The following is a 13673-nucleotide window of genomic DNA, read 5'->3' as shown; positions in this document are numbered from 1 at the left end:
GGCTGTCGGCCACCGGCCTGTGGGCGCGGCCGATAATAGTCACGAGGCGAGGCGGGTCCAGTGCCGAATCCCGAAACAGGCGCTCTCGCGCCGGGCCTTCATCTGGTCTCGGTGCCGATCGGCAATGCGCGCGACATCACGCTGCGCGCGCTCGACGTGCTCCGCGATGCCGAGGTGCTGGCCGCCGAGGACACGCGAAGCCTGCGCCGCCTGCTGCAGATCCACGCGGTGCCGCTCGAGGGCCGCAGGATCCTGGCCTACCACGACCACAACGGCCCCGCCGTGCGGCCGAGGCTTCTGCGCGCGCTGGCCGAGGGGCGGTCCGTCGCCTATGCCGCCGAGGCCGGCACCCCGCTCGTCGCCGACCCGGGCTATGCGCTCGCGCGCGAGGCCATCGCCGCGGGCCATCCGGTGACGGCGGTTCCCGGCGCCTCGGCGCTGCTCGCCGCGCTCGCGGTGGGCGGGCTGCCGACGGACCGCTTCTTCTTCGCAGGCTTCCTGCCGGCGGCGAAGGGCCAGCGGCATCGTGCGCTGGAAGGGCTGCGCGCCGTGCCCGGCACGCTCGTGATCTACGAATCGCCGCGGCGGGTCGCGGGGATGCTGGCGGATGCTGCGCAGGCGCTGGGCGCCGACCGGCCTGCCGCGCTCTGCCGCGAACTCACGAAACGCTTCGAGACGGTGCGCCGCGGCACGCTGGGCGCGCTCGCGGCCATGCTCGCGGAAGAACCCGCGCCCAGGGGCGAGATCGTCGTGCTGATCGGGGAGGGGGATTCGCGAAACGTTAGCGAATTGGACGTAGAAGCGATGCTGGACGCGGCGCTGAACCGCGGCTCGGTGCGCGACGCGGCGGCGGAGGTCGCCGCGGCGACGGGCCTGCCGCGGCGACGGCTCTATCAGATGGCGCTGCGGCGCACGGCGGAGGAGCGGAACGATGACGGTGATGACGATGGCGGCTGAGGCCGCGGCGCCCTCCTGCGCGGCGGGGCAGGCCCGGCGGCGCGGACGTGTCGCCGCGCTCTCCGGGCGTGCGGCCGAGGCTGCCGTGGCCCGGCACTACCGGCGAAGCGGCAGAAGCATCGCCGCCGAACGCTGGCGCGGCACCGCAGGCGAGATCGACCTCGTGGTCCGCGAGGGCGCGCGCGTCGTCTTCGTCGAGGTCAAGGCGGCGGCGAGCTTCGAGGTCGCTGCGCTGCGGCTCGGCCGGCGGCAGATGGACCGGCTCTGTGCCGCGGCCGAGGAATTCGTCGCCGGCGAGCCGGCGGGCCTGCTCACCGAGATGCGCTTCGACCTGGCGCTGGTGAACCGCGCGGGCGAGGTGCGCGTGATCGGGAACGCCTTCGGCAGCGACTGGTGACGCGGAGGGCGGATGCGCTGCCCGGTGCGATTGCGCGCGGCGCCGGGCTGGGCCATGTAGGGGCATCTCCAGCGGAGCGCGCCCATGAAAGTCGCCATTCAGATGGACCCGATCGCCGGCATCGACATCGAGGCCGACACCACCTTCCGGCTCGCCGAGGAGGCGCAGGCGCGGGGGCACGACCTCTTCTACTACACGCCGGACCGGCTCGCGTTCGAGGAGGGTAGGATCACGGCGCGCGGGCGCCCGTTGCGCGTGAAGCGCGTGCGCGGCGATCACGCGGAGCTGGGCGAGGAGGCGCATGTCGATCTGGCCGAGTTCGACGTGGTCTGGCTGCGGCAGGATCCGCCGTTCGACATGCACTACATCACCACCACCCATCTCCTGCAGCGGCTCGCGGAGACGACGCTGGTGGTCAACGACCCCTTCTGGGTGCGCAACTTTCCCGAGAAGCTGCTGGTGCTCGATTTCCCCGACCTCACGCCGCCCACCACCATCGCGCGGGATCTGGCCACCATCCGCGACTTCAAGGCGCGGCACGGCGACATCATTCTAAAGCCGCTCTACGGCAACGGGGGGGCGGGCGTTTTCCGGCTCGACGCGAACGACCGCAACCTTTCCGCGCTGCACGAGCTCTTCACCGGCTTCACCCGCGAGCCGCTGATCGTGCAGAAGTTCCTGCCCGAGGTGGGCAAGGGCGACAAGCGGGTGATCCTCGTGGACGGCGAGGCGGCGGGCGCGATCAACCGCGTCCCGGCCGCCGGCGAGACGCGATCCAACATGCATGTGGGCGGCCGCCCCGAGCCCGCGACGCTCTCCGAGCGCGACCGCGAGATCTGCGCGCGCATCGGCCCGCTGCTGCGCGAACGGGGGCAGGTCTTCGTGGGGATCGACGTGATCGGGCCCTACCTGACCGAGATCAACGTGACCTCGCCCACCGGCCTGCAGGAGCTCGAGCGCTTCGACGGCGTGAACGTCGCCGCCCGCGTCTGGGAGGCGATCGAGGCGCGGCGCGCCGGGCGATGAGCCGGCGGCTGGCGCTCGCCAACGCGGGGCTGCGCGCGCTGGTCAAGCCCGCGCTCGCCCGCACCGCAACGCCCCAGCGTGCGCGGCGCGACTTCGAGCGGATCGCCGTTCTGTTGCGCCGCCCCCCCTACCTGCGCGAGATACGCAGCCCGGGTCCGCCGCCGCTCACCTGGCTTTCGGCCGGTCCCGTGGCGCCGGGCCGCGTGCTGCTCTGGTTTCACGGCGGCGCCTATGTGGCGGGCAGCGCGCGCACCCACCGCGGCATGCTGGGCCGCCTCGCCCGGACGGCGCGGACCGAGGTCTGCGCGCCCGACTACCGCCTCGCGCCCGAGGCGCCGCTTCCGGCCGCCTTCGAGGACGCGCTCGCCGCCTGGGATGGCCTGATGGCGAGGGGCTACCGGCCGGCGCACGTGGCGCTCGGCGGCGACAGCGCCGGCGGCGGGCTCGCGCTCGCGCTCATGTCGGCGCTGCTCCGGCGCGGGCAGCGCCCCCGCGCGGCGGTGCTCTTCTCGCCCTGGGTGGACCTGACGCTTTCGGGCGATTCGCTGCGGACCAACGCGCGCGCCGATCCGCTGCTGCCGGTGTCGCGGGTCGAGGAACTGGTGGACATCGTCGCAGGCCCGGCCGACCGGCGCGACCCGCGGCTGTCGCCGCTCTTCGCGCCTTATCCTGCGCCGCCACCCACCCTGATCCAGGCGAGCCGGACGGAGATCCTGCTCGACGATTCGCGGCGCATGGCGACCCGGCTGCGCGCGGCGGGCGGGCAGGTCCGGCTCGATCTGTGGCCCGACACGCCGCATGTCTGGCAGATCCTCGACGGCTGGATCCCCGAGGCGCGCGCGGCGCTGACCCAGGCCGGCGCCTTCGTTCAGAGCGCCTTCGCCGAGACGATCCGGTAGCTGACGGCCTCGGCGACATGCGGGCGGCGCACCGTCTCTGCGCCGTCGAGGTCGGCGAGCGTGCGCGCGACACGCAGCACGCGATGATAGCCGCGCGCCGACAGGCCGAACCGCTCCGCCACACGATTGAGCAGATCCCGCCCCTCGGCGTCGGGCGTCGCGATCTCTTCGAGCGCCTTGCCCTCGGCGTCGGCGTTCTGCCGCGCGGTGCCCGTGCCCCCGAAGCGCGCGGCCTGCACGTCCCGCGCCCGCACGACGCGCGCGGCAACCTCCGCGGAGCTTTCGCCCGAGGGCGGCAGATCGAGATCGGCGAAGGCCACGGGCGGCACCTCGACCCGGAGGTCGAAACGGTCCATGAGCGGCCCGGAGATCCGCCCCAGATAGTCCTCGCCGCAGGCGGGCGCGCGCCCGCAGGCGCGACCCGCGTCCGACAGATAGCCGCAGCGGCAGGGATTGGCCGCGGCGAGCAGCAGGAAGCGGCAGGGATAGCGGACATGGGCGTTGGCGCGGGCCACCATGACCTCGCCCGTCTCGATCGGCTGGCGCAGGGTCTCGAGCACGGCGCGGGGGAATTCCGGCAGTTCGTCGAGGAAGAGCACCCCGTTGTGCGCGAGGCTGATTTCGCCCGGCTTGGCGCCCTTGCCGCCGCCCACGATCGCGGCCATCGAGGCGGTATGGTGGGGTTCGCGGAAGGGGCGCACCCGGCTGATCCCGCCCTCGTCCAGCAGCCCCGCGAGCGAGTGGATCATCGAGGTCTCGAGCGCCTCGCCGGGCGTGAGCGGCGGCAGGAGCCCCGGCATGCGCGCCGCCAGCATGGACTTGCCCGAGCCCGGCGTGCCCACCATCAGCATGTGATGCCGGCCGGCGGCGGCGATCTCGAGCGCGCGCTTGGCCCGCTCCTGGCCCTTGACGTCGCGCAGATCGCGGGCGGAAGGGTCGCCCGTGACCTCGCCCGGCTCGGCGGGCGCGATGGGCGCCTGCCCGGTGTAGTGACGCACCACGTCGCCGAGGCTGGCGGCACCGATCACCTGCGCGCCGCCCACCCAGGCGGCCTCCGGGCCAGAGGCGCGCGGGCAGAGCAACGCGCGGTCGGCCTCGGCCGCCGCCATCGCCGCGGGCAGGGCGCCCAGCACCGGCGCGAGCGCGCCGTCGAGCGACAGCTCGCCCAGGGCGACCGTGCTCTCGGCCGCGTCGGCGGGCACGATCTCGAGCGCGGCGAGCAGCGACAGGGCGATGGGAAGGTCGAAATGCGAGCCTTCCTTGGGCAGGTCGGCGGGCGCGAGATTGACGGTGATTCGCTTCGAGGGCAGCGCGATCGACAGCGCGGTGAGCGCACTGCGCACCCGGTCGCGCGCCTCGCTCACGGCCTTGTCGGGGAGGCCGACGATGGAGAAGCCGGGCGTGCCCGGCGTGACCGCGCACTGCACCTCGACGCTGCGCGCCTCGACGCCCTCGAACGCCACGGTGTAGGCGCGTGCGACCATCCCGACCCTTGCCGACCCGACCGCGCGCAGCCTTAGCGCGCGCGTGGTTGACGAAAGCTTAACGCTCGCCGCGCGGGTGCTGCGGACATCCGATGACGAAACCGTGATGATCCATGCCGCGGGGGGCTGCGAAAAGGGATTTGTCCTTCAGGGCAAGGGGTTGAAGCGGCCTATCTGACACGTTCCCCAACCCCTGAGCCTTCGGAACGCCGTCTGCGCCATCCGCGTTCCGTCACAGGGAATGATCCGGGCGCGCGGTGTCCGCGTATCAGGGACAAACCGCGCCAGGAGTGCGCCGAAGCAGACAGCGGAGTGATCATGGCCCTCGATTCCCAGACCGACACCAGCCTCTCGCGCCACGCCATGAAGGCGGAGCTTCTGGACGCCGAGACCGAGCTGCAACTCGCCTACGCCTGGCGGGATCACCGCGACGAGGCGGCGCTGCATCGCCTCATCAACGCCTACATGCGGCTGGCGATCTCGATGGCGGCGAAGTTCCGCCGTTACGGCGCGCCGATGAACGACCTCATCCAGGAGGCGGGTCTCGGCCTGATGAAGGCGGCCGACAAGTTCGACCCCGACCGCGGCGTGCGCTTCTCGACCTACGCCGTCTGGTGGATCAAGGCCTCGATCCAGGACTACGTGATGCGCAACTGGTCGATGGTGCGTACCGGCTCCACCTCCAGCCAGAAGTCGCTGTTCTTCAACATGCGCCGCGTGCAGGCCCGGCTCGAGCGAGAGGCGGCGCAGCAGGGCGTCGAACTCGACCGCCACCAGCTGCACCAGCTCATTTCGAGCGAGATCGGGGTGCCGCTTTCGGATGTCGAGATGATGGAGGGTCGGCTCTCGGGCAGCGACTTTTCGCTGAACGCCACCCAGTCCACCGAAGAGGACGGCCGCGAGTGGATCGAGACGATCGAGGACGAGGGGCTTCAGGCCTCGGACTCCGTCGAGCGCGATCACGACCTCGCGCAGCTGCGCGAATGGCTGGTGGAGGCGATGGGCGCGCTCAACGAGCGCGAACGGTTCATCGTCCGCGAGCGCAAGCTGCGCGACGAGCCTCGGACGCTGGAAAGCCTCGGCGAGGAACTGGGCCTGTCCAAGGAGCGGGTGCGCCAGCTCGAGGCCGCGGCGTTCCAGAAGATGCGCCGCGCGCTCGAGACGCAGTCGCGCGAGGTGCACGCGCTTCTGGCATGACCAAGCCCTTCGTCGCCCTCGCGCGCGCGCTGCGCGGGCCTCTCGCGGGGCTCGCGCTCTTGCATGCCGCGCCGGGCCTGACGGACGAAGTGGGCCGGGATGCGCTGACCGATCTGCCCGCCGCCGAGGTGGTGATCCTCGGCGAGGTGCACGACAACCCCTGGCATCACGAGAACCAGGCGGCGGCGGTGGCGGCGCTCGGGCCGGCCGCGATCGTCTTCGAGATGCTCACGCCGGAGCAGGCCGACCGCGTGACGCCGGAGCTGATGACCGATGCGCCGGCGCTCGCCGAGGCGCTCGACTGGGCCGAAAGCGGCTGGCCCGATTTCGCGATGTATGCCCCGATCTTCGCGGCCGCGCCGCAGGCGCGGGTCTTCGGCGCCGCGGTGCCGCGCGAGGCGCTGCGCGAGGTTGTCGCGGGCGAGGGCGGGCTGCCGGAAGACGCGCCGCGCTGGGGCCTCGACGCGGCGCTGCCGGCCGAGCAGCAGACCGCGCGCGAGGCGATGCAGGCCGAGGCGCATTGCGACGCGCTGCCCGAATCGATGCTGCCGGGGATGGTGCGCGCCCAGCGCGTGCGCGATGCGGCGCTCGCGCGGGCCGCCCTGAGGGCGCTCGACGAGACGGGCGGTCCCGTGGCCGTGATCACCGGCAACGGCCATGCACGCACCGACTGGGGCATTCCGGCCAAGCTCGCGCGGGCCGCTCCCGGGATTTCGGTGCTATCCGTGGGCCAGCTCGAAGCCGCGCCGGAGGCGGATCCGCCCTATGACCTGTGGCTCGTCACGCCGGAGGCGGAGCGTCCCGATCCCTGCGCCGCGTTTCGCGGCTGAGAAGCCGCCGCCAGCGGCGCTGCCGGTGGGCGTAGAAGATCCGCGCGAAGAGCCGGATCGCGGGCGTGAGCCAGCCCGCCTCGACGGTCACGCGATCGGTGTAGCGCGTGCCCGCGCCCTCCGGCGCGATCTCGATCACGTGGTCCCAGCGGCGCGCGAGCGCACCGCGCCCCGCGTCCCGCAGCCGGCGCATCGGCGGCGGCGCCTCGGGAAAGCTCACCCGGATCTCCTGCCAGCCGAGCGGCAGGCCGAGCGGGCCGCGCAGGCGCACCCGCCACGCGCCCTCTTGCCATCGCTCCGGCAGCGGCGGCCCCTCCGGCCGGAAGCGCAGGAGCGGCGCGGCCACGTGTTCCAGCGTCGCGGGTCGCATCAGCAGCGCCCAGACCTCTTCGGGCGGCGCGGACAGATGGGTGGAGAGGATCACCGGGCGGTCGGACATTGTGCGGCAGGGAGCGCGGGGCTAGGAAGAGGGCGCAGGCAGGAGACGGGCGATGCTGGCGGGCAGGCGAATCCTCTTGATCATCGGCGGCGGCATCGCCGCCTACAAGACCCTCGACCTGATCCGTCGCCTGCGCGCGCGCGGCGCGGCCGTGACGCCGGTGATGACCGCGGCGGCGGAGGAGTTCGTCACGCCCCTCTCGGTGGCGGCGCTGGCCGGCGAAAAGGTCTATCGCGCGCTCTTCGACCTCACCGACGAGGCGGAGATGGGCCACATCCAGCTCTCGCGCGTGGCCGACCTCGTCGTGGTGGCGCCGGCCACGGCCGATCTCATGGCGAAGATGGCGCAGGGGCATGCGGACGATCTCGCCTCCACGCTGCTGCTGGCCACCGACACGCCGGTTCTGGCCGCGCCCGCGATGAACGTCCGCATGTGGGCGCATCCCGCCACCCGTCGCAACGCCGCGACGCTGCGCGCCGACGGGCTGCGCTTCGTGGGGCCCGACGACGGCGACATGGCCTGCGGCGAATACGGCCCCGGCCGGATGGCCGAACCGTCGGCCATCCTCGCCGCGATCGAGGCGGCGTTGGGCGAGGGGCCGCTCTCGGGGCGCCGGATCGTGGTGACCTCGGGGCCCACGCACGAGCCGATCGACCCGGTGCGCTACATCGCCAACCGCTCCTCCGGCGCGCAGGGGGCGGCGCTCGCCCACGCGCTGGCCGCGCTGGGCGCGCATGTCGTCTTCGTCACGGGCCCGGCCGCCGTGCCGCCGCCCGAGGGCGTCGAGGTGCGGCGGGTCGAGACCGCCCGCGAGATGCTGGCCGCCGTCGAGGCGGCTCTGCCCGCGGATGCGGCGGTCTTCACCGCCGCCGTGGCGGACTGGCGCGTGGAAGGCGCCGCGCAGGAAAAGATCAAGAAGGTGCCGGGGGGCGATCTGCCGCAGCTGACCTTCCGGGAGAATCCGGACATCCTCGCCCATGTTGCTGCGCTCGGCCCGCAGCGTCCGCGGCTGGTCGTGGGCTTCGCGGCCGAGACGCAGGACGTGGTGGCCAACGCCACGGCGAAGCGCGACCGCAAGGGCTGCGACTGGATCGTGGCGAACGACGTCTCGCCCGGCACGGGGATCATGGGCGGGCCGGAAAACGCTGTCACGCTGGTGACCGAGGACGGCGCGGAGAGCTGGCCCCGCATGCCGAAGGCCGAGGTGGCCGAGCGGCTGGCGGCGCGCATCGCCGAGACGCTGGCGTGAAGGAACGCGCCTGCGGCGCGTGCCTCCGGCGGGGATATTGGGGCAAGAGGAAGGACCTTGAGAGGGATGATCGTGCTGCGGGTCCTGCGCACTGACGAGGCGGACCCTGAGGTGCCGCTGCCGGAGTATGCCACGCAAGGGGCGGCGGGGGCCGATCTGCGCGCGAACTTTCCGCCCGAGGCGCGGGCGGCGGGGCTCGTGCTCGCGCCGGGCGCGCGGGCGTTGGTGCCCACCGGGCTGCGGCTCGAGATCCCGGAGGGCTACGAGGTGCAGATCCGGCCGCGCTCGGGGCTCGCGTTGCGCCACGGGGTGGTACTGCCGAACGCGCCGGGCACGATCGACGCCGACTATCGCGGCCCGCTCGGCGTGATCCTGATGAATCTCGGCGAGGCGCCGGTGCGGATCCGGCACGGCGAGCGCGTTGCGCAGATGGTGGTGGCGCCGGTGGTGCGGGCGGCGTTCGAGCTTTCCGAGGCGCTGTCGGCGACGTCGCGCGGCGCGGGCGGCTTCGGCTCGACGGGGCGCGGCTGATGCTTCTCGTCTTCGGTCTGGCGGCGCTGATCTGGTTCGGCGGCGGCCTCGCCGGCCTGCCGCGGCAGGCGCGCGGGCTCATGCTGGGGCTGCTCTACGTCGCCGTGCTGATGGTGCAGGTGGCGCTGCCGGAGGGCCATCCGCTGCGCCTGGCGACCGGCGGCTCGCCGGCCGTCTGGCTGATCCTGGGGGGCTTCGGCGCGCTGGCCACGGCCTATGCCCTGGGCGTCCGGCGGCTGAAGGGGCGCGCCGCGGCGAAGGAGGCGGCCGAGGCGCCCGCGCCGCGGCCGGGCGCCATGGCCGAGGCCGAGCTCGAGCGCTACGCGCGCCACATCGTGCTGCGCGAGCTGGGCGGGCCGGGTCAGCGGGCGCTGCGCGAGGCGAAGGTGCTCGTGGTCGGCGCCGGCGGGCTCGGCGCGCCGGCCCTGCAATACCTCGCCGCGGCCGGCGTGGGCACGGTGGGCGTGATCGACCAGGACCGGGTGGAGAACGCCAACCTGCAGCGGCAGGTGATCCACCGGGACGCCGATATCGGGATTCCCAAGGTCTTCTCGGCGCAGGCCGCGATGGAGGCGCAGAACCCCTACGTCACGGTGCGGCCCTATAACAGGCGGCTCACGGAGGAGATCGCGGACGCGCTCTTCGCCGACTACGACGTGATCCTCGACGGTTCGGACAACTTCGAGACCCGCGAGCTGGTGAACCGCGCGGCGGTGGCGGCGGGCCGGCCGCTCGTCTGGGGGGCGCTCACGCAATGGGAGGGGCAGCTCGCCGTCTTCGATCCCGCGCGGGGCGGCCCCTGCTATGCCTGCGTCTTCCCCGAGCGGCCCGCGCCGGGGCTCGCGCCCGCCTGCGCCGAGGCCGGCGTGCTGGGCCCCTTGCCCGGGGTGGTGGGCGCGATGATGGCCGTCGAGGCGATCAAGCTGATCGCCCAGGCGGGCCAGCCGCTCACGGGGCGGCTGATGCTCTACGACGCGCTCTACGCCGAGGCGCGCGTCATCGCGGTGGCGCGGCGGCCGGGCTGCCCGGTCTGCGGGGCTGGCGACGGCGCGCTGAAGGCATAGATCGGCAGGGACAGGAGAGACGCCATGACCAATCCGCTGCTCGCGCCCTTCGAGGCGCCCTACGGCCTGCCGCCCTACGACCGGATCGAGGATGCGCATTTCGCGCCCGCGCTCGACGCGGCGCTCGGCGAGGCGCGCGCCGAGCTGGCCGCGATCGCGGAGAACCCCGCGCCCGCGGATTTCGCCAACACGATCCGCGCGCTCGAGGGCATGGGCGCGGCGCTCGACCGGGTGCTCGGCGCCTTCTTCTCGGTCGCGGGGGCGGACGCCACGCCAGCACGGCAGGCGCTGCAGCGCGATTTCTCGCCGAAGCTCGCGGAGTTCTCGTCGGATCTCTACGGCAACCGCGCGCTCTGGGACCGGGTGCGCACAGTCTGGGAGGCGCGCGAGACGCTGGACCTCGGCGCTGAGGATGCGCGTCTGCTGGAGCTCACGCATCGCGCCTTTCTGCGCGCCGGGGCCGCGCTGGAGGGCGAGGCGGCCGCGCGGATGCGCGCGATCAAGGCACGGCTCGCGGTGCTGGGCACGCAGTTCACGCAGAACCTGCTCGCCGACGAGGCGGGCTGGCGGATGGAGCTTGACGAGGCCGATCTGGAGGGGCTGCCGGATTTCGTGATCGAGGCCGCGCGCGCGGCGGGGCGCGAGGCGGGGCTCGACCGGCCGGTGATCACGCTCTCGCGCTCCTTGATCGTGCCCTTCCTGCAGTTCTCGACGCGGCGCGATCTGCGCGAGCGGGCCTGGCGCGCCTGGGCCGCGCGCGGGGCCAACGGCGGTGAGACCGACAACCGCGCGATCGCCGCGGAGGTGCTGCGCCTGCGCGAAGAGCGGGCGCGGCTACTCGGATACGACAGCTTCGCGGCCTACAAGCTGGAAACCGAGATGGCCAAGACGCCCGAGCGGGTGCGCGCGCTTCTGAAGCAGGTCTGGGCGCCCGCGCGGGCGCAGGCGCTGGCCGACGAAGCTGCGCTGACCAGGATGATGCAGGCCGAAGGGGTGAACGCCGATCTCGCGCCCTGGGACTGGCGGCACTACGCCGAGAAGCGGCGGCAGGCGGAGCATGATTTCGACGAGTCCGCGCTCAAGCCGTATCTGCAGCTCGACCGGATGCTCGAGGCCGCCTTCGACACCGCACACCGCCTCTTCGGGCTGGAGTTCCGCGAGGTCGACGTGCCGCTCTACCACCCGGACGCCCGCGCTTGGGAAGTCACGCGCGACGGGTGGCACATGGCGCTTTTCGTGGGCGATTATTTCGCGCGCGCGACGAAGCGGTCGGGCGCCTGGTGCAGCGCGGTCCACGGACAGCGGCGCTGGCCGGACGAACGGCGGGCGATCGTCGTCAACGTCTGCAACTTCGCCAGGCCTGCCGAGGGGCAGCCGGCGCTTCTGGGCTACGACGACGCGCGGACGCTCTTCCACGAGTTCGGCCATGCGCTGCATCACATGCTCTCGGAGGTGCGCTACGGGTCGATGTCGGGCACCTCGGTGGCGCGCGACTTCGTCGAACTGCCGAGCCAGCTTTTCGAGCATTGGCTGGAGGTGCCCGAGGTGCTCACGCGCTACGCCACCCATGCGACGACCGGCGCGCCGATGCCGCAGGCCATGCTGGAGAAGGTGCTCGCCGCCGCGAATTTCGACATGGGCTTCCAGACGGTGGAATACGTGGCCTCGGCGCTGGTCGATCTGGAGTTTCACGCCGGGGCCGCGCCGGCCGATCCGATGGCGCGACAGGCCGAGGTGCTGGAAGAGATCGGCATGCCGCGCGCGATAGGCATGCGGCATGCCACGCCGCATTTCGCCCATGTCTTCGCCGGCGATGGATACTCCGCCGGCTATTACAGCTACATGTGGTCCGAGGTGATGGACGCCGACGCCTTCGACGCCTTCCGCGAGGCGGGCGATCCCTTCGACCCCGAGACCGCGGCGGCGCTCGAGCGCTGGGTGCTTTCCGCGGGCGGCCGGGCGGAGCCCGAAGAGCTCTACGAGGGCTTCCGCGGGCGTCTGCCGGGTGTGGAGGCCCTGCTCAGGGGGCGCGGGCTCGCCGCCTGAGCGCGGGTTCAGAAGTCGAGGCGGGTGAGGGTGTAGCCCTCGCGCTCAAGCAGAGCGAGGACGCCCGCCTCGCCGAAGAGATGGGCGGCGCCGAAGGCGAGGGCGATCCGCTCCGCCCCGGCGGATTCGATCACCTCGATCCACGCGCGGTTGCGCGCGGCCAGAAGCTCCTCGGCGAGTTCGTCGTAGAGCGCGTTCACCTCCTCTTCCGGCAGCGCCACGGTTTCGGTCGCCAGGAGTCGCGAAAGCTCCCAGGCCTCGGCATGGGTTTCGTCGAAATAGCTCTCGACCAGCGTGGCGAAGATGTCCTCGCCGCGTCCCTCGGGCAGCAGGCTCGCCTGCATCAGCCGCACCTGCCGCTCCAGCGGTTCGTCCTCGAAGAGCGAAAACAGCGTCTCGGGATCCTCGAGCGAGCGTATGGGCACGCCCGTCTCCTTCGCCATCCCCGTCACGCGATGGTCGAGCCCGCGGGCGCCGGCGGCGATCGTCTCGGCCGCGCAGGCCGGGATCGCCAGCTGCAAAGACAGATACCAGGGCTGCATCCGTGCGCCCATCGCCGGCGGGATGCCGCGGGCGCGCAGCTCCTCCGCAAGGCGCGCCCAAGCCGCATCAGGCATCAGGGCGGGAAGCGTCTGCGCGCCGGGCAGCAGCAGGCGCCCGGGATCCGAGGCGAAGTTCCGCCGCAGCGCCGCCTCATCCTCGGGCGACATCTCGACCAGCAGCAGGTCGGCCCTGGCCAGCGCCTGGCGGAAGTCCTCGGCGATCCGGGCGAGGCGCGGGTCGTCGAGATGGATCGTCCCAAGGATGTCGATCACCCGGCCGTCGCGCTCTGCGCGCCAGCGGTTGCCCTCGGGATAGGGGTGGCGCGCGGCCGCGGCCGCGACGGCCGCCTGCGTCTCTTCCGACAGCGTGGCGCGCAGATCGCGGCCCTCGCAGGCCGCACGGGCCGCGAGCGGGGCGAGACACAGAAGGGCAAGAAGGGCGAGGCGGCGCATCTGCATGCTCCCGAACAGGCTTTCCCGCGAGCTAGGACAGCCGACGTCCGCGAGCAAGGCGCCCGCCCGGCGTACAGGGAATTTTGCGCAGGGCCATATTGACAGACGGGGCGCGGTTTTCTAATTCACCCGCGTTAGCACTCGACCGCAGTGAGTGCTAATACCCCGGGAGCGAGGGGTCACCTGTAACCCTTTGAGCAAGGAGCCTCAAGGATGGCATTCAAACCGCTTCATGACCGTGTGCTGGTCCGCCGCGTCGAGAGCGACGAGAAGACCGCCGGCGGCGTGATCATCCCCGACAGCGCCAAGGAAAAGCCCCAGGAGGGCGTGGTCGTTGCGGTGGGCGCCGGCGCCAAGGACGACGACGGCGACCGGATCGCCATGGACGTGAAAGAGGGCGATCACATCCTCTTCGGCAAGTGGTCGGGCACCGAAGTGACGGTCGACGGCGAAGAGCTGCTGATCATGAAGGAAAGCGACATCCTCGGGATTCTCGAGGGCAAGGCCGAGGCCAAGGCCGCCTGAGGGCGGGACTGACGATCACTTCCCTTCGGATCAA

14 protein-coding genes are annotated in these 13673 nt (G+C 72.6%); 11 read left to right on the top strand and 3 right to left on the bottom strand.

All coding sequences use genetic code 11. The features are described 5' to 3' along the window. Positions 1-60 precede the first annotated feature (60 nt). From rsmI to DRV85_RS03335, 4 genes are all read left to right on the top strand, one after another. The gene (rsmI, locus tag DRV85_RS03350) at positions 61-957 is read left to right on the top strand and encodes a 16S rRNA (cytidine(1402)-2'-O)-methyltransferase (protein WP_233495384.1); all 897 of its coding nucleotides are present in this window, start codon (positions 61-63) and stop codon (positions 955-957) included. After that, positions 941-1354: a YraN family protein gene (locus DRV85_RS03345; RefSeq protein ID WP_338066952.1), complete on the top strand. Its 414-nt coding sequence runs from the start codon at positions 941-943 to the stop codon at positions 1352-1354. The genes rsmI and DRV85_RS03345 overlap by 17 nt, the downstream gene beginning before the upstream one ends. Positions 1355-1438: 84 nt before the next feature. After that, a complete protein-coding gene (gene gshB / locus DRV85_RS03340) occupies positions 1439-2380 on the top strand; it encodes a glutathione synthase (protein ID WP_113288019.1) in 942 nt (313 codons plus the stop codon). Then, on the top strand, positions 2377-3279 hold the full coding sequence (locus DRV85_RS03335) for an alpha/beta hydrolase (RefSeq protein WP_113288018.1): 903 nt from the start codon (positions 2377-2379) through the stop codon (positions 3277-3279). The genes gshB and DRV85_RS03335 overlap by 4 nt, the downstream gene beginning before the upstream one ends. On the opposite strand, the gene DRV85_RS03330 is transcribed toward DRV85_RS03335, so the two are convergent. Beyond that, the gene (locus DRV85_RS03330; protein ID WP_113288017.1) at positions 3249-4763 is read right to left on the bottom strand and encodes a YifB family Mg chelatase-like AAA ATPase; all 1515 of its coding nucleotides are present in this window, start codon (positions 4761-4763) and stop codon (positions 3249-3251) included. The two genes, DRV85_RS03335 and DRV85_RS03330, sit on opposite strands and share 31 nt — an antisense overlap. 318 nt (positions 4764-5081) lie before the next feature. Between DRV85_RS03330 and DRV85_RS03325 the strand changes: the two genes are divergently transcribed. Together DRV85_RS03325 and DRV85_RS03320 are read left to right on the top strand one after the other, a co-directional pair. Further along, the gene (locus tag DRV85_RS03325) at positions 5082-5960 is read left to right on the top strand and encodes an RNA polymerase factor sigma-32 (RefSeq protein WP_113288016.1); all 879 of its coding nucleotides are present in this window, start codon (positions 5082-5084) and stop codon (positions 5958-5960) included. Then, on the top strand, positions 5957-6790 hold the full coding sequence (locus tag DRV85_RS03320; protein ID WP_113288015.1) for a ChaN family lipoprotein: 834 nt from the start codon (positions 5957-5959) through the stop codon (positions 6788-6790). The genes DRV85_RS03325 and DRV85_RS03320 overlap by 4 nt, the downstream gene beginning before the upstream one ends. On the opposite strand, the gene DRV85_RS03315 is transcribed toward DRV85_RS03320, so the two are convergent. Then, a complete protein-coding gene (locus tag DRV85_RS03315; RefSeq protein ID WP_113288014.1) occupies positions 6741-7229 on the bottom strand; it encodes an SRPBCC family protein in 489 nt (162 codons plus the stop codon). The genes DRV85_RS03320 and DRV85_RS03315 overlap by 50 nt on opposite strands. A gap of 52 nt (positions 7230-7281) precedes the next feature. Between DRV85_RS03315 and coaBC the strand changes: the two genes are divergently transcribed. The 4 genes from coaBC (at position 7282) to DRV85_RS03295 (ending at position 12119) form a co-directional block, all read left to right on the top strand. Continuing rightward, positions 7282-8478 (top strand): bifunctional phosphopantothenoylcysteine decarboxylase/phosphopantothenate--cysteine ligase CoaBC, encoded by a 1197-nt coding sequence (gene coaBC / locus DRV85_RS03310; protein ID WP_113288013.1) that lies wholly within the window; start codon positions 7282-7284, stop codon positions 8476-8478. Positions 8479-8544: 66 nt separating this feature from the next. Then, on the top strand, positions 8545-9009 hold the full coding sequence (gene dut, locus DRV85_RS03305; protein WP_113288012.1) for a dUTP diphosphatase: 465 nt from the start codon (positions 8545-8547) through the stop codon (positions 9007-9009). Further along, entirely contained in the window at positions 9009-10073 is a 1065-nt protein-coding gene (locus tag DRV85_RS03300) for a HesA/MoeB/ThiF family protein (RefSeq protein ID WP_113288011.1), read from the top strand. Before dut ends, DRV85_RS03300 begins: the two co-directional genes overlap by 1 nt. Positions 10074-10097: 24 nt before the next feature. Then, a complete protein-coding gene (locus DRV85_RS03295; protein ID WP_113288010.1) occupies positions 10098-12119 on the top strand; it encodes a M3 family metallopeptidase in 2022 nt (673 codons plus the stop codon). An 8-nt stretch (positions 12120-12127) separates the two neighbouring features. Here the strand turns inward: DRV85_RS03295 and DRV85_RS03290 are convergent, their stop codons facing one another. Beyond that, positions 12128-13114 (bottom strand): TraB/GumN family protein, encoded by a 987-nt coding sequence (locus tag DRV85_RS03290; RefSeq protein ID WP_158540095.1) that lies wholly within the window; start codon positions 13112-13114, stop codon positions 12128-12130. A 213-nt stretch (positions 13115-13327) separates the two neighbouring features. Between DRV85_RS03290 and groES the strand changes: the two genes are divergently transcribed. Further along, positions 13328-13639: a co-chaperone GroES gene (groES, locus tag DRV85_RS03285; RefSeq protein ID WP_113288008.1), complete on the top strand. Its 312-nt coding sequence runs from the start codon at positions 13328-13330 to the stop codon at positions 13637-13639. The last annotated feature ends 34 nt before the right edge of the window (positions 13640-13673 follow it).

Source organism: Rhodosalinus halophilus (assembly GCF_003298775.1).
GTDB classification, from domain to species: Bacteria; Pseudomonadota; Alphaproteobacteria; order Rhodobacterales; family Rhodobacteraceae; genus Rhodosalinus; species Rhodosalinus halophilus.
Note: the sequence above shows the minus strand (reverse complement) of the source record. Positions and strands in the feature narration are given on the sequence as shown.

Bases quoted from the DNA above. Each gene is read 5' to 3' on its own strand.
- DRV85_RS03315 (WP_113288014.1), bottom strand. From the start codon at position 7,229: ATGTCCGACCGCCCGGTGATCCTCTCCACCCATCTGTCCGCGCCGCCC.
- DRV85_RS03300 (WP_113288011.1), top strand. From the start codon at position 9,009: ATGCTTCTCGTCTTCGGTCTGGCGGCGCTGATCTGGTTCGGCGGCGGC.
- dut (WP_113288012.1), top strand. From the start codon at position 8,545: ATGATCGTGCTGCGGGTCCTGCGCACTGACGAGGCGGACCCTGAGGTG.
- coaBC (WP_113288013.1), top strand. From the start codon at position 7,282: ATGCTGGCGGGCAGGCGAATCCTCTTGATCATCGGCGGCGGCATCGCC.
- DRV85_RS03325 (WP_113288016.1), top strand. From the start codon at position 5,082: ATGGCCCTCGATTCCCAGACCGACACCAGCCTCTCGCGCCACGCCATG.
- DRV85_RS03330 (WP_113288017.1), bottom strand. From the start codon at position 4,763: ATGGTCGCACGCGCCTACACCGTGGCGTTCGAGGGCGTCGAGGCGCGC.
- DRV85_RS03290 (WP_158540095.1), bottom strand. From the start codon at position 13,114: ATGCGCCGCCTCGCCCTTCTTGCCCTTCTGTGTCTCGCCCCGCTCGCG.
- DRV85_RS03295 (WP_113288010.1), top strand. From the start codon at position 10,098: ATGACCAATCCGCTGCTCGCGCCCTTCGAGGCGCCCTACGGCCTGCCG.
- DRV85_RS03320 (WP_113288015.1), top strand. From the start codon at position 5,957: ATGACCAAGCCCTTCGTCGCCCTCGCGCGCGCGCTGCGCGGGCCTCTC.
- groES (WP_113288008.1), top strand. From the start codon at position 13,328: ATGGCATTCAAACCGCTTCATGACCGTGTGCTGGTCCGCCGCGTCGAG.
- DRV85_RS03345 (WP_338066952.1), top strand. From the start codon at position 941: ATGACGATGGCGGCTGAGGCCGCGGCGCCCTCCTGCGCGGCGGGGCAG.
- DRV85_RS03335 (WP_113288018.1), top strand. From the start codon at position 2,377: ATGAGCCGGCGGCTGGCGCTCGCCAACGCGGGGCTGCGCGCGCTGGTC.
- gshB (WP_113288019.1), top strand. From the start codon at position 1,439: ATGAAAGTCGCCATTCAGATGGACCCGATCGCCGGCATCGACATCGAG.